22 protein-coding genes are annotated in these 22,690 nt (G+C 61.2%); 10 read left to right on the top strand and 12 right to left on the bottom strand.

Translation table 11 applies throughout. From position 1 onward, the window contains the following. Positions 1 to 47: 47 nt before the first annotated feature. The 3 genes from FGZ14_RS06090 to FGZ14_RS06100 form a co-directional block, all read right to left on the bottom strand. Positions 48 to 650, bottom strand: a complete 603-nt coding sequence (locus tag FGZ14_RS06090; RefSeq protein WP_139922239.1) for a hypothetical protein — start codon at positions 648 to 650, stop codon at positions 48 to 50. 282 nt (positions 651 to 932) lie between these two features. Beyond that, the gene (locus FGZ14_RS06095; protein ID WP_139922241.1) at positions 933 to 1,661 is read right to left on the bottom strand and encodes a hypothetical protein; all 729 of its coding nucleotides are present in this window, start codon (positions 1,659 to 1,661) and stop codon (positions 933 to 935) included. Then, positions 1,658 to 3,400 (bottom strand): S8 family serine peptidase, encoded by a 1,743-nt coding sequence (locus tag FGZ14_RS06100; protein WP_180754510.1) that lies wholly within the window; start codon positions 3,398 to 3,400, stop codon positions 1,658 to 1,660. Before FGZ14_RS06100 ends, FGZ14_RS06095 begins: the two co-directional genes overlap by 4 nt. A 194-nt stretch (positions 3,401 to 3,594) precedes the next feature. Between FGZ14_RS06100 and FGZ14_RS06105 the strand changes: the two genes are divergently transcribed. Next, entirely contained in the window at positions 3,595 to 4,401 is an 807-nt protein-coding gene (locus FGZ14_RS06105) for an OmpA family protein (RefSeq protein WP_257883357.1), read from the top strand. Between the two features lie 376 nt (positions 4,402 to 4,777). Beyond that, complete coding sequence (locus FGZ14_RS06110) at positions 4,778 to 5,011, top strand: hypothetical protein (protein WP_139922245.1); 234 nt, start codon at positions 4,778 to 4,780, stop codon at positions 5,009 to 5,011. A gap of 58 nt (positions 5,012 to 5,069) precedes the next feature. Here the strand turns inward: FGZ14_RS06110 and FGZ14_RS06115 are convergent, their stop codons facing one another. From FGZ14_RS06115 to FGZ14_RS06130, 4 genes are all read right to left on the bottom strand, one after another. Further along, positions 5,070 to 5,624 carry a 2'-5' RNA ligase family protein gene (locus FGZ14_RS06115; protein ID WP_139922247.1) on the bottom strand — a complete coding sequence of 185 codons (555 nt, stop codon included), beginning with the start codon at positions 5,622 to 5,624 and terminating at the stop codon, positions 5,070 to 5,072. A 150-nt stretch (positions 5,625 to 5,774) separates the two neighbouring features. Then, the gene (locus FGZ14_RS06120) at positions 5,775 to 7,169 is read right to left on the bottom strand and encodes a M28 family peptidase (RefSeq protein ID WP_139922249.1); all 1,395 of its coding nucleotides are present in this window, start codon (positions 7,167 to 7,169) and stop codon (positions 5,775 to 5,777) included. A gap of 104 nt (positions 7,170 to 7,273) precedes the next feature. Continuing rightward, positions 7,274 to 7,846: a histidine phosphatase family protein gene (locus FGZ14_RS06125; RefSeq protein WP_139922251.1), complete on the bottom strand. Its 573-nt coding sequence runs from the start codon at positions 7,844 to 7,846 to the stop codon at positions 7,274 to 7,276. 96 nt (positions 7,847 to 7,942) lie between these two features. After that, positions 7,943 to 8,938: a DUF1028 domain-containing protein gene (locus FGZ14_RS06130; protein WP_139922253.1), complete on the bottom strand. Its 996-nt coding sequence runs from the start codon at positions 8,936 to 8,938 to the stop codon at positions 7,943 to 7,945. Positions 8,939 to 9,153: 215 nt separating this feature from the next. Between FGZ14_RS06130 and FGZ14_RS06135 the strand changes: the two genes are divergently transcribed. Beyond that, on the top strand, positions 9,154 to 10,578 hold the full coding sequence (locus FGZ14_RS06135; RefSeq protein WP_139922255.1) for a T9SS type A sorting domain-containing protein: 1,425 nt from the start codon (positions 9,154 to 9,156) through the stop codon (positions 10,576 to 10,578). Positions 10,579 to 10,679: 101 nt separating this feature from the next. Here the strand turns inward: FGZ14_RS06135 and FGZ14_RS06140 are convergent, their stop codons facing one another. After that, on the bottom strand, positions 10,680 to 11,390 hold the full coding sequence (locus FGZ14_RS06140; RefSeq protein ID WP_257883358.1) for a TIGR04283 family arsenosugar biosynthesis glycosyltransferase: 711 nt from the start codon (positions 11,388 to 11,390) through the stop codon (positions 10,680 to 10,682). Positions 11,391 to 11,565: 175 nt separating this feature from the next. Here FGZ14_RS06140 and FGZ14_RS06145 point away from each other — a divergent pair, with 175 nt between their 5' ends. The 3 genes from FGZ14_RS06145 to FGZ14_RS06155 all read left to right on the top strand — a co-directional run bounded on the left by FGZ14_RS06145 (position 11,566) and on the right by FGZ14_RS06155 (position 14,030). Next, entirely contained in the window at positions 11,566 to 12,252 is a 687-nt protein-coding gene (locus FGZ14_RS06145; protein ID WP_139922258.1) for a response regulator transcription factor, read from the top strand. Positions 12,253 to 12,365: 113 nt separating this feature from the next. Then, positions 12,366 to 13,691 (top strand): cell wall metabolism sensor histidine kinase WalK, encoded by a 1,326-nt coding sequence (locus tag FGZ14_RS06150; protein ID WP_139922260.1) that lies wholly within the window; start codon positions 12,366 to 12,368, stop codon positions 13,689 to 13,691. A 75-nt stretch (positions 13,692 to 13,766) separates the two neighbouring features. Continuing rightward, complete coding sequence (locus tag FGZ14_RS06155) at positions 13,767 to 14,030, top strand: hypothetical protein (RefSeq protein WP_139922262.1); 264 nt, start codon at positions 13,767 to 13,769, stop codon at positions 14,028 to 14,030. A gap of 341 nt (positions 14,031 to 14,371) precedes the next feature. On the opposite strand, the gene surE is transcribed toward FGZ14_RS06155, so the two are convergent. After that, positions 14,372 to 15,250 (bottom strand): 5'/3'-nucleotidase SurE, encoded by an 879-nt coding sequence (surE, locus tag FGZ14_RS06160; protein WP_139922264.1) that lies wholly within the window; start codon positions 15,248 to 15,250, stop codon positions 14,372 to 14,374. A 134-nt stretch (positions 15,251 to 15,384) separates the two neighbouring features. On the opposite strand from surE, the gene FGZ14_RS06165 reads away from it, so the two are divergent. Then, positions 15,385 to 16,083, top strand: coding sequence for a hypothetical protein (locus FGZ14_RS06165; RefSeq protein ID WP_139922266.1), 699 nt, complete (start codon positions 15,385 to 15,387; stop codon positions 16,081 to 16,083). 116 nt (positions 16,084 to 16,199) lie between these two features. Continuing rightward, on the top strand, positions 16,200 to 16,634 hold the full coding sequence (locus FGZ14_RS06170) for a DoxX family protein (RefSeq protein WP_139922269.1): 435 nt from the start codon (positions 16,200 to 16,202) through the stop codon (positions 16,632 to 16,634). 36 nt (positions 16,635 to 16,670) lie between these two features. Here the strand turns inward: FGZ14_RS06170 and FGZ14_RS06175 are convergent, their stop codons facing one another. Continuing rightward, a complete protein-coding gene (locus tag FGZ14_RS06175; protein ID WP_139922270.1) occupies positions 16,671 to 17,345 on the bottom strand; it encodes a response regulator transcription factor in 675 nt (224 codons plus the stop codon). 55 nt (positions 17,346 to 17,400) lie between these two features. Further along, a complete protein-coding gene (locus tag FGZ14_RS06180) occupies positions 17,401 to 18,786 on the bottom strand; it encodes a cell wall metabolism sensor histidine kinase WalK (protein WP_139922273.1) in 1,386 nt (461 codons plus the stop codon). Positions 18,787 to 18,927: 141 nt separating this feature from the next. On the opposite strand from FGZ14_RS06180, the gene FGZ14_RS06185 reads away from it, so the two are divergent. Together FGZ14_RS06185 and FGZ14_RS06190 are read left to right on the top strand one after the other, a co-directional pair. Next, positions 18,928 to 19,668 carry a DUF6624 domain-containing protein gene (locus FGZ14_RS06185; RefSeq protein WP_139922275.1) on the top strand — a complete coding sequence of 247 codons (741 nt, stop codon included), beginning with the start codon at positions 18,928 to 18,930 and terminating at the stop codon, positions 19,666 to 19,668. 397 nt (positions 19,669 to 20,065) lie between these two features. Continuing rightward, positions 20,066 to 21,799, top strand: a complete 1,734-nt coding sequence (locus FGZ14_RS06190) for a M14 family metallopeptidase (RefSeq protein WP_139922277.1) — start codon at positions 20,066 to 20,068, stop codon at positions 21,797 to 21,799. Positions 21,800 to 21,905: 106 nt separating this feature from the next. On the opposite strand, the gene FGZ14_RS06195 is transcribed toward FGZ14_RS06190, so the two are convergent. Further along, complete coding sequence (locus tag FGZ14_RS06195; RefSeq protein ID WP_139922279.1) at positions 21,906 to 22,673, bottom strand: hypothetical protein; 768 nt, start codon at positions 22,671 to 22,673, stop codon at positions 21,906 to 21,908. Positions 22,674 to 22,690: the final 17 nt, after the last annotated feature.

Genomic DNA, 22,690 nt, shown 5'->3' on the forward strand with positions numbered 1-22,690 from the left:
GGATATAGTATCCGGCGGCTTTTCGTTTTTACTAGGGGTAGTAAGTGCTATTCAGCAATTACCACGGCCCGGCCCAGCTTCTTGGAGTAGGCCACGCGCCGCTCCCGGCCTCCGGCCGAGGGGTAGTCGAAGCCCACGGCCCGGGTGTCTTCTTTCACGGAGTTCCAGGATTGGGCATCCACGTTCTCGGGTTGGGTGGCGGTGCGGGGCACGGCGGGCTGGACAAACCGGTCTTCGCGGAAGAAGCTGTTCATGCCCTGCAGAATGGCAATTTCCTTGTCGCGGACGGTGGCCGCCTGGGGGTCGTCCAGGTCCCGCTCGTTAATCAGGGCTGAGGCCGGAATGATTTCCTTGCGCAGCGTATCGCCGGTGCTGCTGATAATCATGAAATAGGCCTGTGCGGTGGCAATTTTGGGCCCGCGCAACTGCAGCACAAAGTTGTCTTTGCTGCGCGAATTGGAAAAGGCGTGGGCCGTATTGACCGTCCGCAGCACGGTACGCTCCGACACGCGGCCCCGGTTGGCCTCGGGAGTAGGCGTAAATACCCGGTCAGAATTTTTGGAAGTGCCTACCTCCCGCTCTGTATTAATACAGGAAGCCAGCTGGAGTAAACATAAAGCCCCACAAGTGGGGAGAAAAAGCTTTTTCATGAAGGAAAAGTCAGCCATCATCTATTCAGTTCGGCAAATTACAAAACTACCGACAGCCCAGTGCCAAAGCAGCTGGTTGGAGGAGGGAGTACTTGTGGAATGGGTAGTGAAACCGTGTACCGCAAAAGCCGGTGCCAGGTTGTGCACAAAATAAAGGAAATCCGGCGCGCTGCCCCCTCCCTGCAATCAGGCCTTCAGCCCGGCGAGCCAGGGAGCCGACGTGGGCCGGGCCGGAACCCGCATATTTTCGCTGGGGTAGCGGCAGCGGGGCTCACCGTGGCTTCAGAAAATACCCAGTTCCAGCCCTACTACCCAGCGGGGCAGCTCGGCATACGCCGGGTTAGCCTGGGCCGTAAACGTATCGGAGAGACGGTAGCGGGCCGTGGCCGCGTAGCGGCCGCTACCCAGACGCGCGCCTACCCCAAAGGGCCAGCGACGCAGGTAGCCAAGGTCGCGTTCCACTACCACCGTGCGCTTTCCGCCGCCGGTGCCGGGTCGGTCCTCGTAATGGTGGGATGTACCCAGGGCCCAGCCGCCCCAGCCGCTTAAATCCAGGTAATGCCCGATAACGTTGCCCCGGCGGCCGAAGCCCAGCCTTAGGTAGGGCTCCAGCTGCAGCTGCGAAATCACCAACGACTCGGAGTGGTGCAGGCTGGCAGTTGGCAGCAGTTTCCAGCTGTTTTGCTCCAGATGATATGCCAGGCGGGCGTAGCGCACATCAAAGCCGGCTGCTACCGCCTGGGTCAGGCGAAACTTGTGGCGCACCCCCACGAAAAACTCCGCCGACTTGAAATAGCGCAGGTCGGCCCCGGGCCCCTCCGGCAGCCCAACCACCGGCGCATAGCCCAGGTACAGATGGCTGTAAACGGCCCGGTTGGGCCCGTAGTTAGTCCGGACCGAATCGGTGGGTGGGTCGGCCCGCAGCAATACCCGCTGGGCCCGTGCCTCAGACGTCAGCACCAGTAGCCCCACCAGGCCAGCGCCGGTCAGCCTCAGAACGTGCGTTTTCATGGCGCAAGGTAGCTTTTAGTGTACCCCCGGTAATGCACCCGCACGGCGTAGCCGGGGCGCAACAGGTGCAGCGGCACCCGCAGTACCGCGCGTTGCTGCACATCCAGCACTTCGTAGCGCAGCAGCTGGCCCGCCTGGTTTATTAGTTGCCAGTATAGGTAGGCGGGCGGGGTAGCCGGCACCAGCTCAGCGGAAGCAGGGGCCGCCGGGTGGGGCTGCTCCTGTCCAACGGCCGCTACGGCCGGGTCTGCTGGCTGCGTCACGGCCCGCACCGAGTCGGCGAACAGGGGTAGGGTGCGCGCGGGTATGCGGGCGGCTTCTTCCCGGATTATCACGGCCAGCACCGAGTCCTGGCGCACTATATCAAAAGAAACCGGGGCCTCGGCGGGGGTAGGTCGGGTAAAGAATGCTGCCCGGGGCAGACCGTAGCCGTGGGCATAATCAAAGTAAGGATGCAACGACGCCGACTCCTGGAGCCGGGCGAACAGCTGCATGGCCGTCAGGTGGCGCTGCTGCTGCCAGACGCAGGCCGCAAAGCCGGCCACCAGCGGACTGGCAAAGGAGGTACCCTCCGTGCGCACGTAGCCGCCGGGCGCAGCGGCTATTACCACCCCAAAGGCCGCTACGTTGGGTTTCAGCCGCTGCCCTCCCGGAGCGGGGCCGTAGCTGCTGAAATCAAGGTGCAGATACGTGTCGGGGTCAATGCCGCCCACGGCCAGCACGGAGTCGCCATCGGCGGGGGTACCTACGGTGCGCCACTGCGGGTCGTCGCCGTCGTTGCCGGCGGCGTTTACTACCAACATGCCTTTGCGCACAGCCAGCTCGGCGGCCCGGGCTACCAGGCTGGTGCGCCCATTCATCTGCTCCGGAAAATAGCGGCGGGTAGTATAGCCCAACGACGAGTTAATGATGTCGGCTCCGTTGCGGTCGGCCCACTCGGCGGCGGCCAGCCAGGCTTCTTCTTCGGCGTACTTCTCGCGGTGCATCTGCTCGGTACGCGCCAGCAGAAACTCGGCCCCCTCCCCCAGCCCCAGACGGGTGCTGTCGGGCAGACGGCCGGCAATGCAGGACAGAACTTCGGTGCCGTGGCTGCCGCCCTGGTACACGGCGGGGGTGCGGCGCAGAAAATCGTAGGTAGCCACAATGGCCCCGCGGCGGCGCAGATGCGCGAAAGCCGGGTGTCGGTCGGCCCCGGTAAAGCCCACATCGAAAATGGCAATGCGCAGCCCGCGCCCGTTCAGGCGGGCCTGCCGGAAATCAGGAGCCCCCAGGCTGGCCGTCTGCCGCCGGGCCAACGAGCGGTCGGCGGCGGTGAGCGGCCCGCCGGCCGCGGCCGGCGCGTGGGCGGCCGGCACCAGCACCTCTTCGGGCCAGGCCGTTACGGAGCGAACCCCTGGCAGCTGGCGCAGGCGGGCCACCTGGCTGGGGGTAGCGCGGCAGGCCACAGCATTAAACCAGCGGCTGACCAGCGTGACCGTAGCGGTGGCCGCCCTAACCCGGGCCAGGTAGTCGGGGCGTACCGGAAAATCGGTGCTGTCGGCGGCGGGCAGGTGCTGGCGGCGGCGGCGGGCCTGAGCGGCGGGGCTGAAATACGTACCGGGCCGAAACTGCTGCCCCGCTTTGTCGCGGAAGGTAACCCAGTAGCGGCTGGCGGGCGGAGTGGGTGTCGCCGGGGCGGCAGTACCTGCCAGCAGGCTACCCGCCGCAAACAGGACCAAAAACGTGATACAGAAACGCAAGCGAAAATAAACTACGGGAAAACGCAAACCGGTTTCCAAGGTACGACAAACCCGGAGTTACGGGCGGCACGCTCGGGGTAATTCAGGAAGACGTAAATTACCGGGGTTGTAACTCCGCTGCGTGCCGGCCCGTTTCAACGACGTCATTTTTCACTTACGCGCTTTTCAACATGAATCGTTTCTGTACTTCGCCTGTGCTAATTTCCTTATATGGTGCGGCGCTGCTGACCACTGCGGGTTGCGTATCGCAAAAAAAATACACGGCGCTGCAAACCCAATACGCGGAGTCGAGCAAGGCACGCGAGCAGCTACAGGCAGAAAAAAGCGCACTGCAGGAAGAAAAAAACCGGAGCGAAGAAGCTCTGCGCACCAGCTTATTAACCAAAAATCAACAGGTAAATCAGCTGAACGCCAGTTTGAGCGGGGCGCAGCAGGAAAATACCCAGCTTTCTGCCGATCTGCGCGGGAAAGAACAGCGCATAGCCGAAATGCAGCGCATTCTTGACCAGAAAGACGCGGCGGTAAAAGCCCTGCGCCAGAAAGTAGGCGACGCCCTGCTCGGATTTAATGCGCAGGACCTGCAGGTAAATGTGCGCAACGGTAAAGTATATGTTTCCCTTTCCGAGCAATTACTATTTAAATCGGGCTCCACGAAAGTAGATCCGAAAGGACAGGAAGCCCTAAGTAAGCTGGCGGCGGCCCTGAAAGGAAACCAGGACGTGAATGTGCTGGTGGAAGGCCATACCGACACGGTACCCATTGCCAAAGGCACCCCGGGCATGCGCGACAACTGGGACCTGAGCGTGCTACGGGCCACTGAAATTACCCGTATTCTGACCCAGGCGGGCCTACCGGCCTCCCAGGTTACCCCTTCCGGCCGGGCGCAGTACGTACCCGTAGCGCAAAACGACACACCCGCCAACAAAGCCCTGAACCGGCGCACGGAAATAATCCTGACTCCAAAACTCGACGAGCTGTTTCAAATTCTGGAGCAAAACTAAGCGTCTGCGCCTGCAGTCGGCTGCCCTATTCCTCTACCCCCTGAATGCACAATACCGCTTTGTTTTTTCTTGACAGCCTGCAGCAGGTATAACATTATTTTTCAGCTACTTATCCAGCCTGCAGCAAATAAAGTCAGCCATATAATAAAGCTACCAATTATAAGACGCAGGTTTTATTCGCTATTTTCAACTAATAAAAAGTATTCCCGTAAGCTCAGAATACGGGTTGCGCTATTGCAGAATTTTCAGCCAACCCAAACACATGGTATCGGAATTAAACCAGCTGATTTCTTGATTGATTCAGTTTGTTTTTTGAGCTACTAAAAAAAATCTTCACCTTTGAATAATATCTCTCTTCTACAATAAACAGTAAATCATGGCAACTGCTGACCTCAACAAGCTGCAACAAATCCTGGCTAATGCCGAAGAAAACGACGCCGTTCTGATTCAGATTCGTAAGCACGTAGTGAAAATAAACGAGTTGATGACGGAGTTGAACACGATGCTGGAGCCCGGTTTCCGCGTTGAAAAGAAAGAGCGGAAGCCCCGTGCTACCAACGGAACCGGCAAGCGTCCGGGTCGCCCGAAGAAAAATGCCAGCGCCGAATAATTCAGCTACTTAGTATAAAGAAAGCCCCCGTTTTCTCGGAAAACGGGGGCTTTGCAATTTATTCGGGGGTAGCAGTATCGGGTGGCAGGTGCAGCGTTTCGCGGGACTGCCACTTGCGCCCATCGTGCCGAAATAATACCAGCTCGTGCCAGCTAGCCGAGGCGGCGTAGGTGCGCTGCTTAAATTCCTCGTACAGCGCGGCCGTCATGTCGGGGGGCAGGTCGCGGGTGGCCAGCGTTACGTGTGGCACAAACGGACGGGTTGGGGCCGGCACGGCGGGTAGGTGGGTGGCGCACCACGCATACAGGGCCTGGTGGAGCGCCTGCACGGCAGCGGGCCGCGATACGTGCACGTACAACGTGCGCCGCTGAAACCACGCGAAATTCTCAAGCCCGATAAGGCAGGCCGACTGCGTAGGGACAAACGCGCGCAGGGCCGCCACCGTCGCTGCCTCGAAGGCCGGCGGCTGGCGCAGGGGAGGCACCAGGGTAATGTGAGCAGGCAGGTTAATGGCGTTGCGGCTGCCCGTCCGCTGGTGCACTTCCTGTTTCAGGTCCCATACCTCGCGGCGGATGGGCTCAGGCGGCAGCAGAGCGACGAGGTACAGATTCATGGGCTGGGCGTGTTATATACACTCACAAGAAGAAAGGCCCGCCGCCTGCCCGGGGCCGCTGCGGAAACAGCAGGCACCGGTGGGCGGTGGGTCTTGGTGTACGCAGGAGGCGGGGCCGCGTTCCTACCCCACCTTGCCCTGGCGGGCCCGCTACAGGCCGTATTTGCTCAACAGGTACACCAGCGCGGCCATACTGGCCCCACCCAGCTCCAGTTCGCGGCGATTCACCTTATCGAAGGTATCGGCGGCGGTATGGTGGATGTCGAAGTAGCGCTGAGAGTCGCACTCGTAGCCAATCAGGGCTTTGGCCTGGCTTTTCAGGGGGCCGATGTCGGTGCCTGCGTGGCCCGCCGAAAACTCGGCGCTGCCGTAGGGCACAAACAAGGGCTGCCACTGCTGCACCTTGCGCACGGTGGCCGGGTCGGCCTCAATGTTGAAGCCCCGGGGCGTGAACCCACCCCCATCCGACTCCATAGCAGCCAGGTGCTTTTCGCCGGCGGCTTTGGCCAGCTCAGCGTACTTGTTGCCGCCGCGCACCCCGTTTTCCTCGTTCATGAACAGTACCGCCCGGATGGTGCGCTCGGGGCGCAGGCCCGTGGCTTTCAGCAGACGCAGCACTTCCATGCTCTGGGTGCAGCCCGTGCCGTCGTCGTGGGCACCCTGGGCCAGGTCCCAGGAGTCGAGGTGGCCGCCCACGGTAATGATTTCGTCGGGGTACTTCGAGCCCTTGATTTCCCCGACCACGTTGTAGCTTTTCACCTCAGGCAGCTGCTGGCAGCTCATTTCCAGCTCCACGGTCAGGCCGGGGTCGGCCCTGAGCAGGTGGCTGAGCTCATCGGCCCCGTTGGTGCTGACGGCCGCGGCCGGCACTTTGGCTACCTGGTCGTTGTAGCTCATGGTACCGGTGTGCGGGAAATCATCGTGGGCCAGGCTGAGGCTGCGTACCAGGGCACCCACGGCCCCACGCTTGGCGGCCTCAATGGCCCCGCTGCGGCGCTGGTCGCCGGCTTCGCCGTAGGCGCGGCCGGTTTCAATGTAGAGGGGGTTCATGGGGCGGTTGAAAAACACAATTTTGCCCTTCACCTTTTCGGCGGGCAGCCCAGCCAACTCCTGCAGGCTCTGCACCTCCACCACTTGCGCCTTCAGCTTGCCGTTGGTCCCGACAGAGCCGCCCAGGGCGCACACATTCAGGTTGAGGGCTTTACCCTTAGAGCTTTTCACCTGTGCTTTTTCCTTGGCTCCACGCACCCAGTGCGGTACCATCACCTCCTGCAGATACACCCGGTCGAGGCCCATCTTTTCCATTACCGTTTTGCCCCACTGTACAGCCTGCTCGGCCTGCGGCGACCCACTCAGACGCCCCCCAATGCGGGTAGTGAGGTAGCGAAGATTCTCGTAGCTCTGCCCGCGGGCCAGGGCTTCGTCGTAGATTTTACGAATGACAACGGAGTCGATTTTGGAAGTGGCCGTTTGAGCCGTTGCGGCCCCGGCAGGGGCTAGCAGAACCAAAGCCCCCAGGGTGAGGCGGCGGAAAGAAGTGAGCATGAACGTGGAGAGAAGGTAGCAAAACAAAGCCGCCCGGCGGTGCCTTGGCAGCACCGGGCGGCTTAAAAGTAGCAGAAAACGGCCGGCGGTTGCAGCCCCGGCCTCTAGCGGCCAGCGGCGGCTCCGTAGCGCCGGGCTACGGCTGTGGCGGCCTGGGTGGTATCGGCGGGAATGCGCACCTCCAGCAGGTAGTCGTACTCATTGTCCTGCACGGTGGGCACCGGGCGTTTGGCTCCCAGGGCCTCTACCGTTTCCAGAATGGTATTGGAGTGACCTACCACCACAAGCGTCTTCCCCCGGTACTCGCGGCGGATACGAGTAGCCAACGCGGCCAGCTGACCGGCATCGTAGGGCTGCACCGTAAGCGAGCGGGCCGCCGCCAGCGGTGCGGCCGTGCTGCGTGTGCGCGTAGTGGCTGTGGAAAATACTGCCTCTACCGATGCTTTGCGCAGGGTATCGGCCAGGGCCTGGGCACGCTGCTGCCCGGCGGCCGTGAGTGGCGGGTCCTGCAGGCCGGGGGTGGTTTCCTTTTCGCCGTGGCGCACCACGTACACCACCGTTGGGGATGTCGGGCGGGGCCCTACCTTATGATCTACAGAGGCACAGCCAGCCGCCACGAGTAGTACCAGCACCGAGAGCAGCCAGGGCCGTAAGAATAAGGGTATGCGAGTCAGCATAGAAGAAAAGATTGTAGCACGAAGCTCCGGCCTCGCGCCTCGTTAAACAACAGTCTGCGCGGCCGGAGCCTTGCGTTACGGTTTATGCGGCCGGGCTTACTTAGCCGCCAGAATCTGCTTCAGCTCGGCGTCGCTGACGGTGAGCAGGCCTACTTTGGGTAGGCGCTGGGTTAGCGTGCGCCAGTTGGCATCCTGCCGGAAGATAGGGCCCAGCAGCTTAATGGCCTGGGGCACCTGCTGCTTGTTGGCCAGGCTGATGGCGTGCCAGTACTTCATTTCCAGGTTCTGGGGAAACAGCTTTTCGGCCGCCTCATACTCCCGGATGGCGCCGGGCACGTCGTTTTTCTCCACGGCCAGGTCGCCGGCGTTCATGTGCTCGTAGGCGCGGTGCAGGCGCAGCAGGCGGCTGAGCTCCTGCAGGGGCTGGGCGGCATCATCCACCCGCAAATCAATGGCCCGATCTTCCCAGATGCCGGCGCCGGGTTTGCCCCGCACCACCAGCAGGGCCGCCGACTGCCGCCCCCGAATGTCGCCGCCTGCGGCCTGAGCTGCCTCCAGCGCCGATACGACCCGCTCGGCGAAGGGCAGCTTCGCGTTCTGCTCGTAGGCCTTGGCCATGGCGGCGGGCACCGTGCCCGTGAGCATCATGTTGGCCTGCACCGAGAACTGCGCGCCCTGTTGGTGGCCGGCCATGTCAATGCATTTACTGCCGGTGTGGGTGGCTACGCGGCCCTGGTTATCAATGATGGCTACTTGGCGCACGTCGCGGCCCTCATCGGTGCGCAGCAGCCCATCGAGGGCCTCCTGGGCGGTTTTGCCGCTTTTCAGCAAGGCCAGGCCACGCGGCCCGAAGGATTTGTTGGTGAAGGACTGGGTAGCCACCGCCCCCACCCCGGCTTCGGCCCAGCTGACGCTGGTGCCTACAGAAAACCAGTGGCTTTGTACGGCCACGGCCAGGTCGCCGGTTTGGGGGTCGCGGGCCACAATGCTGTAAGTATGGGCCAGCGGATCGGCGGCGGTATATACCTGGGCGGCAGCGGGGCGGGCCAGCAAACTCAGCAGTAGGGGAAGCAGGTAGGTAAGTCGTTTCATAGGCTAAAGCAAGGAAGAATTGTAACGCAGTGCAAATTACCAGCCGCCAGGGCCGCGCGGCAGGCCTGAAGCAGTGGTAAAATTTATTATTTCCTTTCCGGCCATTTGCACAATTCCACGGATTACTTTTGCCCGCTCAGCCCTGGGCCGGCACGCGGCGCGGGGCAGTAGCACGCATATCCTTTCCGTTTACCTGCCAGTACTCTATAGCGCCCATGCTCCGAAAGTTACCCTTGCTCCTGGCCGGAGCGGTAGGCCTCACGGCCTCGGCCCACGCCCAGACGGTTACCAACATCACCGAAATTATTACCGATTACGGCGGCTTCTGGCAAAGCTCAGCGGCCGCGCCCAACCCTGTGTTGCCCGATAACTCACACGATTTGCTGGCGTTTGAAGTTAACGGAACGCGCTTTTCTACCGGCGTTGATGACGCCCTGCTCACTAGCCGGGGTATTCAGTTTGTTCCCGGCGACTTCCGGGCCCTACCCGTGGCCGCTATCAACAGCACCCTCAGCAGCAACACCAAAATTGGGGTGGGCGCCCTCTATGATGGGGTCGCCAACGGGGCCAGCAACCCGGCGCCCGCCAACGGCCTGGCTACCTACCTGCGCGACGGGCGCAAGGGCCTGAACCTGGGCACCGGCGCGGCTAACATTCCTAGGGGCACCCTGACCTTTGAGGTGAGTGCCATTACCACGGGTGGTGTGGGCGACCGGGTGCCGGACGTGGTGGTGACCCAGTTCGCGGACCCCTCCGACTCCCAGGACCAGTATCAGTTCACGGATGAGAATGACAACGTTATCGGCAACACGGTAACGGTGGTGTTTACCAGCATTCCGCCTGTTGGCGACTGGGTAGCCGATTTCTATGAGGCCTCTCAGACGCCCATGCGACTGGAGGCGGGCTTCACCCAAACCAACCGGCAGCTGCGCCTTTGGACCGCCGATTTAAGTGCTTTCGGCATTACCAGCACTAACGCCAGCCAGATCCGGAAGTTTAAGGTGCTGCTCAGTGGCAACAGCGACGTGGCCTTCGTAGCCTATAACTCCCAGACGGCCACCGTAACCAATCCGCTGCCCGTACAGCTGGTGAGCTTTGGCGGGCAGGCCACTCCCACCGGCACCGACCTGACCTGGCAAACCTCCCAGGAGCTTAACTCGGCGGCTTTCGAGGTGGAAGCCAGCCCCGACGGGCGCACGTTCCAGACCGTGGGGCGGGTAGCCGCTGCGGGCACCTCGGCCCAGGCCCGGCGCTATAGCTTCCGGCACACCACCAGCGGTACAAGTACCCGCTACTACCGCCTGCGCCAGCTGGACCTGGATGGCAGCAGCACGCATTCGGCGGTCCTGACGCTGACCGTGCCGCCCCACCACCGCCCGGCGGTGCGCGTAACGGCCGCCCCTAACCCGTTCGGTGCTACCCTGCAGCTGCGGCTAAGCCCCACCGAAGCACTGCCTACTCACGGCTCGGTGCGGCTGACTACCTTGGCCGGCCGCGTGCTGTACCAGCAGGACATCAGCGAGCTGCTCCGCCAATCCGTCGTAGATCTGCCGGGGCTGCCGGCATTGCCCGCCGGTGTGTACATGGCTCAGGTTGTGCTCGATGGCCACACTACCGTCCTGAAGCTGGTGCGCGAATAATAAACTGCAGCGCCTGTCTCTTGTTACCGCCGAAGGCCTTCCCTGCTTGTCCAGGGAAGGCCTTCGCTGCGTTTTGACCTGACATATAGTAAGCCGGCTGCTTACACTTTGTCCTGCCGGATGAGGTAGCGGTAGAGGCTCACCAGCTGAGTCTGCGAGGCGCCCAGCCAGTGCAGCACGGCAATGAGAGTAAACACCAGCTGCAGGCGATACACGCCGTTTTCCAGGTACTTGCGCGCCGAGGTTACCACGGCCTGGGGCAGCACCCGAAACGCCCCGTAGCGCCGCAGCCGCCCAATGATTTCCTGGTCTTCCATCACCACCAGCTCCTGGCGGTAGCCGCCGGCCCGCTCAAACACGTCGCGGCGCACAAACAGGCTCTGGTCGCCGAAGCGGATCAGGTCCACATCGAAGCGGGTAAACCAGGCGTTGAGGCGCAGAAACCAGTGCGGATGATCGAACTGCAGGCGGAAGCAGCCGCTGCCCGCACCAGCAGCCACGGCCTGCCGGATGAGCGCCGGAAAGCCGGCCGGAGGGTAGGTATCGGCGTGCAGGAAGTACAGAATCTGGCCGGTAGCCTGCCGGGCGCCGTAGTTGAGCTGGGCAGCCCGGCCGCGCCGTGGGCTTTGCAGCACCCGGGCGCCGGTGGCCTGGGCAGCGGCGGCGGTGCCATCGGGGCTGGCGGCATCCACTACCAGTACTTCCGCTGTCCCGGCCACTTGGGTGTGCAGCCACGTCACCAGCCGGCCAATGCCGGCGGCCTCGTTGTAAGCCGGAATAATAATACTGATCAACGGAGGCGTGGGGTCCAAGAGAGCGGCGCAGGAGAGGTAGATGAGGCCACAAGAACCGATATTTTGCGTACCTAACGCAACTGCCGCGCGCATGGCCGGGCCCCTACCCCCTCGGCCGGCCCGAAGTCGTCCTTCACACGCTCTTCATGCCGACGCGGCGTAGTTGCATCATCACCTAGCTTTCCGCGTTTTTATGCACGTGCTCATTGTTGAAGACGAAAAAAGTCTGCACCAGGAAATCCGGCAATTTTTGCTTCAGTCGCAGTACCTCACCGATTCGGCTTACACCTACGCTGAGGCCTCGGAGAAAATCTTTGTAAACAGCTATGACTTTGTGTTGCTCGACCTGGGCCTGCCCGGCGGCGACGGCCTGGATTTGCTGCGGGAAGCCCGCCAGAACGAGCGTCAGGAAGCCTCATTCATCATCCTGACGGCCCGTGGCGCCATCGACGACCGGGTGAAGGGCCTGGACCTGGGGGCCGATGACTACCTGCCCAAGCCGTTTTCATTGCTGGAGCTGCAAAGCCGGATGCAAGCCATTATGCGCCGCAAATTCGGGCTGAAGCGCCAGGAGCTAACCTTTGGGCAGGGGTTTGAACTGGATGCCACCGGCCGCACCCTGCGCTACCACGACCAGGATGTAACTCTGACCAAGAAGGAGTTCGATCTGCTGCACTACCTGCTGCTGCACAAAAACCGGGTGCTCACGCGCCTGCAGCTAGGCGAGCATCTTTGGGGCAACGTGCTGGAAGACGACTCCGACTCCAATTACATCGATGTGCACATCAAGAACATCCGCAAGAAGCTCGCCCAGTTCGCCCCTACAGACTTCCTGGAAACCGTCCGCGGCATTGGCTATCGAGTAACTGACGCCAATTAAAAATTGAGAATTAAAAATTAAAAATTGGCGGTCCATTGCCCTCTCAGACCCGAGTGCTACGCCGCCATAGCGCAGCCACGCAGTACAATTTTTTAATTTTTAATTACTTCAAGATGCGCCTGGAAGCAAAGCTGGCCCTATTTAATGCCTTGTCGAAGCTGCTGCTGGTGCTGCTCGGAACGGTGGTGATTCCGCCCATCGTGAGCCGGGTCGCGGTGCTGCACACCGATCAGCGCCTGCTGGAAAAGCAGGCCGAAGTGGTGCAGCTAATTCACCGCAACGGCATTTCGGCCTTCGTGCAGGGCGAGGCCTACGCCGACTACAACATCCTGAAGCAAGAGTACATCACCCTGACGCCCCTGCCCGCCAGCGCCGGTACGGCCACCCGGCGCCCGCGCATTTTCAACGAGCAGCGGCAGGTGGACAATGAAATTGAGGATTTTCGCATTCTGAGCGAGCAGTTTACCGAGGCCGGCCGCCACTACCGGCTGGAAATTGGCTCCTCGCTGGCCACCGTGGAGCTGCTCACCGATACGCTGCGGCGCATGGCTCTGTGGGTGCTGGTGATTGGGGCCGCCCTGACCATCGTGACGGATGCCGCCTTTGCCCACTACCTGCTCCGGCCCCTGCGGCAGCTGATCCGGCGCAAGCTTCACGGCGTGCATCACCCCTCGGCCTATTCCTACGCCCCCCTCGACACGGATACCACCGATTTCCGCCGCCTCGATGACAGCCTCAGCGAGATGATGAGCAAGATTCAGTCGGCATTTGAGAAGGAGCGGGAGTTTATGTCGAACGTGTCGCATGAGCTGCTCACGCCGGTCAGCATTTTGCAGTCCAGGTTTGAGAACATGCTTCAGGACCCCACCCTGGGCCACGCGCACTCCCTGAAAATCGTGGATTCGCAGAAAACGCTTTACCGCCTGCGCAACACGGTAAAAACCCTGCTGCTCATCGCCAATATTGAAAACGAGCAGTACCTGCGCGAAGACACCGTATCGGTGGCGGGCGTGCTGGCCGAGGTAACCAATGAGCTGGAGGACCGCCTGACCCAGCGGGAGCTGCAGCTGGAGCAGGACCTGCGCCCCGACTACGTGCTGGCCAAGGCCAACCGCACGCTGCTGTTCACGCTGTTGTTTAACCTGATCAGCAACGCCATTAAGTACAACCGCTGGGGCGGCAGCATTGTGGTGCAAGGCCGCCCCGGCCCCCAGGGCGGCTACGTGCTGTGCGTAACCGATAGGGGCCCCGGCATTGCCCCCGAGCACCTCCCCCACCTCTTCGACCGGTTCCGGCGGTTTCAGGCCGGCGCCTCGGCGCCGGAGGGCTACGGACTGGGCTTGCCCATTGCCAAAACCATTGCCGAGTTCCACAAAATTGAGCTTACGGTGGAGTCGGAGGTAGGCAAGGGCACCACGTTTGGGCTGCATTTCCCCTGAGGCGGTCAAAAGCACATCCGCGAGGGGCCAGATGCGTAGAAGAAACTGATTCCCACCCCTTATCCTCTCCCACCCATGAAAAAGCTTTTTGCCTTGTTGATGTTGTCAGGTGTTGTTTTAGGCGCCCGGGCGCAGGCCTTGCAGCAGAAAACCACGGCCACCCGCACCACGACTACCGCTGCGGCTTCTGCGCGCACTACCACCCGCACCCACGAGGTATCTACTCCCAGCGGCAACACCCACACCACTACCCGCACGCAAACCGTAACCAAACCGGCCCCGGTTAAAAAGGCAACCACCCTACGCAAAACCACGGTGGTGCGCCACGGCCGGCGCTAAGCCGGGGTTCACGCAGCCTTCATGCAGGCTGCCCTAGCTTTGAGCACCATCCTTCGCCGTGCTCGTTATGAAAAAGATGCTTTGGGCGGCGGTTTTAATCGTCGCCCTTCTGATTGCCCTTGGCTACTGGCTGCGCTCCCCAATCGTGCGGCCACCCATGGCGGCGGTGCCCGTTATCCGGCGGCACCTGCCCGAGGCCCACAAACGGGTTTTGGTCGTTCCCTCGCACCCGCACCGCCCCTATTCGCATACTCCCTAGCCCAACGCAAACCGCCCCGACCAGTAATGGCCGGGGCGGTTGCTTTTCGGATTATGGGTGGCCGGCCTCAGGCCAGCCCCGGCTACCCCAGCCCCGCGGCCGATTCGCCGGGAGCGGGCTGGGCGCTGCCCGGGGCCGGAGCCGCGGCTGCGGCCTTTCCTGTGGGGGTAGGGCTGAGCTGCCAGGAGGTATTCATCTCGCGGAGGGCGTGCAGGGCCGTGAGGTCGAACTGGCAGGGCACGATGGATATGTAGTTGTGAGCCAAGGCGTATTCATCCGTATCCTGGCCCTGATCTTCGTTCACGAAGTTGCCCAGCAGCCAGTAGTAGGGCCGCTTGTACGGGTCGTAGCGCAGGTCGAACTCTTCCTGCCACTTGGCGCGGGCCTGGCGGCACAGGCGGGCACCGGCAATGGGCGCCGCCGATTTCTTGGGAATGTTAATGTTCAGGGCCGTGCCCGAGGGAATACCGTGTTCCAGAGCCTGGCGCGTCAGGTATTCTACCCACTCTTCCACGTGCGAAAAATCGGCGCCGTGGCCGTAGTCGCAGAGGGAGAAGCCGATGGCCGGCAGTCCTTCGATGGCCGCCTCAATGGCCGCCGACATGGTGCCCGAGTACAGCACATTGACCGAGGAGTTAGAGCCGTGGTTGATGCCGGATACCACCAGATCGGGCCGGCGGTCCTTCAGAACGTGGTGCTTGGCCAGCTTCACGCAGTCGGCAGGCGTACCGCTGCACTCGTAGGCTTCAACTCCCTCGAAAATAGTACTGGGGTCGAGGCGCAGCGACGAACCGATGGTAATGGCGTGACCCATACCCGACTGGGGCGAGTTAGGGGCTACTACCACCACCTCGCCCAGGCGGCGCATTACGCGCACGAGCGTGGCAATGCCGGGGGCCGTGATACCGTCGTCGTTGGAAATCAGAATAAGCGGTTTGCGGGCTTCAGCAGACACGGGCAGCTTGGATTGAGTGAACAGAAAGGTCCGGCAAAGGTAGGAAAGCGCAGGCCGCCCCGTGGCCGGACCCTAGCTGCTAACGCCTGGCTGCGGCCCGGGGTTATCAACGCCCGGCCCGGCGCCTGCGTATAGCCCCCATGCACTACCGCCTTTCTTTACTAAGTACCGCGTTGGCGGGTAGCCTGTTAGCCACCACGCTGCCGGGCTGCGACTCTACTACCACCCGAAACGCTACCGATCCGGGCACGCCGCCGTTTACCCCTGCGGCCGGCACTACCGCCGGGGCCTCGCCCGGGGCAGCCGCGGTGGCCCAAACGGCCAGCCCCCCGGTTACTACCCCCGGCGCCCCCACCCCCGATTCGCTGCACCTGCTTAGCCCAGGCCGGGCTGGACGCCTGCGCCTGGGCATGCGCGAGGAGCGTATCAGAGCCGTAGTGCCGGCCAGCCTCCTCCGCGCCACTACTTACCAGGACAAGGGCCAGACCCTGCCGGCCTACGAGATGCGCGACGCCCAGCGCCCCGACGCGCCGCCCACTGTGCTTCACCTCATCGGCGACTCTGCCCAAGGGTTCCGCCTGCGCCGTATTCGTATCTATGACCCGCAGTACCGCACCGCCGAGGGCATTGGAGTAGGCTCCCCGTTCGGGGCCGCACGCCAGAATCTGGGCCTGACCAAGGTGCGCGACACGCCGGCCGGCTTCGCGGCGGTATCCGGTGAGGTGCAGATGGCCTGGCTGATTGACCCAAAGTCGTTGCCCAACAAGCAGCCCCAGGAAATCAGCTCGGCGGATATTCCGCCGGCGGCCCGCATCACGGGGGTATTACTTTACCAGTAAGCGCCTGAGCGTAGCAGTTGCATTCCGGCGCAAATATTGTACTTTGGCCGCGCCGGCTCCAGTAGCTTACTTTTCACCATCGAACTTTCCCGCCCGGCCTGCCTTCGTCTCTGCTTATGGCCCTGTTTGAGAACCGCTACCGCACCCACGACTTCGGCTTGCTGGCCCTGCGCGTCGGGATTGGCGTTATGTTTACCATCCACGGATACCCCAAGCTCACGGGCGGCCCCGAGGCCTGGGCCCAGGTAGGTGGTGCTATGAAGCTGGTAGGACTGGATTTCGCGCCGGCTTTCTGGGGTTTTCTGGCCGCGGCGGCTGAGGCTGTAGGAGGGCAGCTCATTGCCATTGGCTTGTTTTTCCGGTGGGCCTGCGCGCTGCTGCTGGTCACCATGGTAGTAGCCACCATCATGCACCTGAGCAGCGGCCACGATTTCAATACCTACTCGCATGCCCTGGAAGCGGCCTTTCTGTTTTTTGGGCTGGCTTTCACCGGCCCGGGGAAGTACAGCGTGGATCAGCTCCTTTTCCCGGCCCCGCGCCGACTGTACTAAAGTCTGGTACAAAAGGGGGGCATGGGCCGCAACCGTTCAAAGCATCAACTTATAGCCGATGCCGCGCACATTTACAATTTGCACCTGCTTGTCGTCCGTCAGATAGCGGCGTAAACGCGTGATGTACACATCGAGGCTACGGCCGTTGAAAAATGTGTCATCGCCCCACAACGCTTGCAGCACGGCCCGGCGTTCGAGCACCTGGTTGCGTTGTATATACAAGTGATACAGCACTTCTGCTTCGCGATGAGTCAGTTCCTGCGTGTGACCCAGGCGAGACAAGCGCTGGTGAGGATAATCGAACTCGTACTGCCCAATGCGCAGCAGGGCAGGCGCCGTAAGCGGTTGGCCGCTCGGTTGCAAACGGGCTTGGATGCGGACCACCAATTCCTCGATGCTGAAGGGCTTGCGAACGTAATCGTTGCCACCTATTTCAAAGCCGCGTACGACATCGGCTGTCTGCCCACGGGCCGTGAGGAAAATAATGGGCACCGTGCCATGTTCGCGCCGCAACTGTTCGGCCAAGGCAAAGCCATCCAGGCGGGGCATCATCACGTCGGCTACCACAAGGTCGGGCTTTGCTTGCCGAAACAGAGCCAGCCCGGCCTGCCCATCTGCCGCATGAACTACCCGGAACCCGCGCGACTCCAGGTTATCCTGCACGATAAAAGCCAGGGACAATTCGTCTTCGACCAGGAGAATAGTTGGCATCTCTCACTTATTACTAGATGGGTACCCCGTTGCCGGCTTTTATTTTTCTTACCCTCTACGCGGTCGGCAGCCACAAACTAAAGGCGCTGCCCTGACCCAGTTCGCTGCGCAGGGTAACGTGGCCGCCGTGGCGTTCCGCCACCTGGCGCACATAATAGAGCCCCAGCCCGAACCCTTTCACCGGATGCAGGTTGCCGGTTGGCACGCGAAAAAAGCGGTCAAACACCGCCGCTTGGTCACTGCCGGCAATCCCGATGCCATCATCCTGCACCGTCATTTGCCAGCCACCGGCCGTACGACGGCTACTTACCTGGATGGATACGGATTCCGTGGAATACTTAATGGCGTTATCGAGCAAGTTGTTAATCGCGCCTTCCAGATGGAAACGGTCGGCCTGTATCACCTCGTCTGGGGCCATTTCGAGCTGGAAATGCACCGGCTTGTCGGCTTGTAGCTGGTGCCGGCGCACGGCTGCCTGTACCAACTCGGCTGGTCGTACTGCTTCCGGATGCAACACCAAGTGGGCCTGTTCTTCCGTGGCGATGGTCAGGACTTTATCAACTAAGTCGGCGAGGCGTCGCAACTCGGTGCGGGCAATGTGCAGGTAAGTCCGGGCTTTCTGCGGGTCGGCCTGCAAGCCAAAGCACTCGAGGGTTTCAACGGCCGCCGCCACGGTTGCCAGCGGCGTTTTTAACTCGTGCGTCATGTTATTGATAAAGTCATTTTTGACCTCCGCCAGCTTGCGCTGAGCGCGCAGTGTGTGCCATACCAGCACGAAGCAACTGCCGGTTAGCACGAGCAGGAGCAGGGAGCCACCGAGCAAACCGCCCAAACGCTGCCAGAGGTACGGGGTAGGCGACAACGGACGGGCCTGCGCGTAGATGCCATACGCAGGACTAAGGAGTACCGGTGGCGGGTGGTGGGCCGTCTGCAGGGGTGGTTGGGCAGCTAACGCAGATACCTTCGGCATGCGCCTCAGCGAAAAGGTATCGAGCCCGGCCGCTGCCGAATCAATGCCGCGCTGGTGGAGTTGCTGCCGGTAAGCATGCGTTAAGCTGGCCAGGCCCACGTGGTTACCGCTGCTCCAGTCGTCTAAGATGATATAATTAGGGTTAGGGTTACGATTACTCGTTTGAGTATCCTGTTGAGCGCCGCGTCCGGGCTGAATAGTGACCGTTGGCGCTTGCATGAGACGACGGCGAGGGCTAATGCGGGAAACATTGGTGCCTGCCAGGTGCAGGTCGAAGCGAGGCGTTTGCGGAGCCCACACGTCGGCCAGCAGTTGCTGCTGCACCGCCGCCACTACGGCCTGGTGTATCTCCCGGTCAAACTGCAGGCGGGTGAGTCGGTACGTGCTGACCAGCCAATAGGCCTGAAACCCATTCATGCCCAGCAGGCAACCGGCTAATAGCCAGGGAAGAAGAAGCGCGCGGGATTTCATGTACAGGCAAAGGGCATACACAAAAATACAACCTGCTATATGCCAACCAGGGCATTTAACACTAGTTAACACTATATAACAGGGGTTTACATAGGCGGGAGCTTGCTTTGTATCGGCAAATCATCTCTCATACCTCCATCCATGCGACAACTAATCAGTACTCATTCGGCACGCCTCCTCCTACCCGCCCTGACTCTCCTGCAGGCTCCCGCCAGAGGGGAAGCCTACGTGAAGCCACGCCTCTTTAAGCTGTACTTATTGCTTCTGCTCATGGCAATGATTGGGCGTACGGATGCCACTGCCCAACGTACGCCGCCGGCCGTGCTGTTTCCCCATTTAAGCCAAACACTTGATATCCTAGCGTACGTTGACCAGTGGCCTATGCAGCGTATGTTTCAGCAGCAGCCCGACAGTGCCGGCCGCAATCTGGAGGAGGTTGAGAAAGAAAATTATGCTCGCCACCAGCCCATTCTGGAAAAAATTGTGCGCCAGTACGGATATCCTGGATTCCGGCAGGTAGGCGAAAAAAGCTCTACCAATTTTTGGCTGTTGGTGCAGCACGCTGGTGCCTACCCCAGATTTCAACGTCAGGTGCTCAGATTGATGAAGCCGGAAGTAAAACGCAAAAACGCCAATCCGGTTAATTACGCCTATCTGACGGACCGGGTCGCGCTTAATACGGGGCACCTCGGAGAGTATGGCACCCAGGTTATCTACGAAGGTGCTGGCCCGACGATACGAGCCGTAGCGAGGCCTTTGCGTAAGCCCGCCCACGTCAATAAGCGTAGAGCCGCTGTTGGTTTGGAACCACTGGAAACCTATCTGGAAAACACAACCAATATGACCCGCGAGATGAGTGTCCCAAAAGGCTTGGTAAAATAAATCGGCCGTCCGCTCCAACTACAGAGGAAGTGGCCACATGCTTGGTCTTGATTAAAGTGATGGTTGTATAATCAGATGTAGCGAGACAAATGCTTAGGCAGGCGCTGATGGAGACGCAGCAGTTTGCTTCAGGTGCGTTGCTGACCATCAGGTAAGAAACAGACAACCGCTAAGGGAAGGGCCCGCCAGGTTGAGGTATTTCGGTTTGGCAGGCCCTTCACCAGCAGTTTTTTACCGGCTATCTTTTTTCCTCTTCCGCACTTTGCCCCGATGAATTATAGCGCAAAATGGTACTGGGGCAGCCTGCCAGGTAGTGAAAAAGTCCGGAGCCATGCGCAGGATGCCGCGTTTTTAGGCTATTTGCACTTCAGATATCCGCCTCTCGTCTTCCTGCCTTATGCTCGCACTGCTCCTGTCCTCCTTCCTGCTGACTGGCCCCACCCTACCCCCCACCGACTGGCGAACCCCTTTCGAGAAAGGCAACGGCAACACCACTACCACCCACGCCGAGTGCATCAGCTACTACCAGCAGCTCGACGCGGCCTACCCTGAGGTTCAGCTGCGTGAGGTGGGTAGCACCGACAGCGGCCGGCCCCTGCACGAGGTGGTGGTATCTTTGGATGGCGACTTCGAGCCGGCTTCCTTGCGCGGTAAGAGCAAGCGGGTGGTATTTATTCAGAACGGCATTCACCCGGGCGAGCCGGAGGGTATTGACGCCAGTATGATGCTGGCCCGGGACTACGTGCAGAAAAAGGAGCTGCGCCGCCAATTAGCTGATGTGGTACTCGTGTTCATCCCGATTTATAACGTGGATGGCTCCCTGAACCGCAATTCCACTACCCGTACCAACCAGAATGGGCCCGAGAGCTACGGCTTCCGGGGCAACGCCCGCAACCTCGACCTGAACCGGGACTATATCAAGCAGGACTCGCGCAATGCGCGGTCATTCGCTCAGCTGTTTCAGCGCTGGCAGCCCGACATCTACGTGGACACCCACACCTCCAACGGGGCCGACTACCAGTACACCATGACGCTCATTGCCACGCAGAAAGACAAGCTGCATCCGGCCCTGAGCCAGTACCTGCAGCAGAAGCTGCTGCCCTCTCTGTACGGAGGCATGGACCAGAAGAAGTGGTACCTGACGCCCTACGTCGATTTTGAGGGCCGTACTCCTGATGCCCGCGGCCTGGTAGGCTTTCTGGAAACGCCGCGCTACTCCACGGGCTACACTACCCTGTTCAACACCATTGGGTTCGTGACGGAAACCCACATGCTGAAGGCCTACACGCCCCGCGTAAAAGCCACCTACGACTTCCTGGACCTGCTGATTAAAACCGTACACCAGGACGCTGCCGCCATTGCCCAGGCCCGCGCCACGGCCGCCGAGCAAACCCGCACCCAGCAGCAGTTTGCGCTGGGCTGGCGCCTGGATACTACGGCCGCTGAGCGCTTCAGCTTCCGGGGCTTCGAGGGCAAGACCAAGCCCAGCGAGGTCAGCGGCCTGCCCCGCCTCACCTACGACCGGAAGACGCCCTACACCAAATCCATTCCGTACTACAACACCTTCCGCCCCACCGCAACGGTGCAGCGGCCCCGGGCTTACGTGGTGCCCCAAGCCTGGGGCGAGGTAGTGGACCGCCTGCGCCTGTCGGGGGTGCAGCTGCGGCAGCTCCCGGCCGATACCACCATCAGCGGGGAGGTGTATTACATTCAGGACTACAAAACCAGCCCCCGCCCCTACGAAGGCCACTACCTTCACTCCCAGGTGCAGGTGCGCCCCGTGCGCCAGAGCCTGCCCTTCCTGCGCGGCGACTACGTGGTAACGCTCAGCCAGCCGGCGGCTCGCTACCTCATCGAAACCCTCGAACCCCAGGCCACCGACTCGTTTTTTGCCTGGGGCTTTTTTGACAGTATTCTGCAGCAGAAAGAGCACTTCTCCGACTATGTGTTCGAGGACATAGCAGCGGAACTCCTGCGCCGCAAGCCGGAGTTGCGCGCTCAGCTGGAAGCCAAAAAGAAAGCCGAGCCCGCCTTCGCGGCCAGCGCTCAGGCCCAACTCGACTGGGTGTATCGCCAATCGGAGCACTACGAGCCGAGCTACCTGCGCTACCCTGTGCTGCGGGTGCTGTAAACCGGAGCAGGCAGCGCTTCATTACCTGTCATCCTGATAAAGGAAGGACCTCTACCGCTTCATTGAAGTAGTAGAGGTCCTTCCTTTATCAGGATGACAGGCTGGTTTATTGCTTTCCCCCGGCTCCCAGAGAATTAGCGTAGTTCACCAGGAAAGCCAGCTCGCGGGCTTCCGTGAAGTTGAGCTTGTTTTGCTTGGCATACTGCTCAATCTGGCGGGCGTAGGTATGGAAATAGTTGAGCAAGTCCTTTTTGGGATTGCGCAGGCTCAGCACATTGCCGTTGGGCAGGCCCAGATAGAAGTTGTCTTTTACATCGGTGTAGTACCCCATGGTGCGCCCTGTCATGCCGCCGCCATAGCCACCGTAGCCGTAAGGTCCGTTGTAGGTAATGGGGCGCTCAACCAGCCCCTCGCGGCGCAGCAGAATAATGGGGCCGCCGCTGAGCTGCTCAAAAAAGCCCGGGGCGCGGAAGTCGCTGTAGTCGTTGTCGCGGTTCCAGCGGTAGGTCCGAAATACGCGTACCAGGGTCGTATCGGGCCGCTCGCGGCGCAGGGGGCGCGGCTGGCTGGTGAAGTAGGGGTTGCCGTAGTAGTAGCCCTGGCGCATGGAGTAAAAATCGTCGTAGTAATACCGCTCCCGGCTGCGGTCGTACCGCTCGCCCTGCACCGCGAAGCTTTGCACACTAATGGCGGGTAGGGTGCGCACGGTGTTGTCGGGCAGGGTCATGGTCAGCATTTCCTCAGAGCGGTGTAAAGCCAGCGGCCCGGCAATGGTGTCGCCGGTACTCAGCAGCACGGTGGCCCGGTTGAACTGCTGGGTAAAGCCCTTGCCGCTTCGTTGAGCCTGGGCAGCCAGGGACCAACAAAGCGCCATCGTGACCAGCAGCCACT

It is taken from the genome of Hymenobacter sp. DG01 (assembly GCF_006352025.1).
Lineage (GTDB): Bacteria > Bacteroidota > Bacteroidia > Cytophagales > Hymenobacteraceae > Hymenobacter.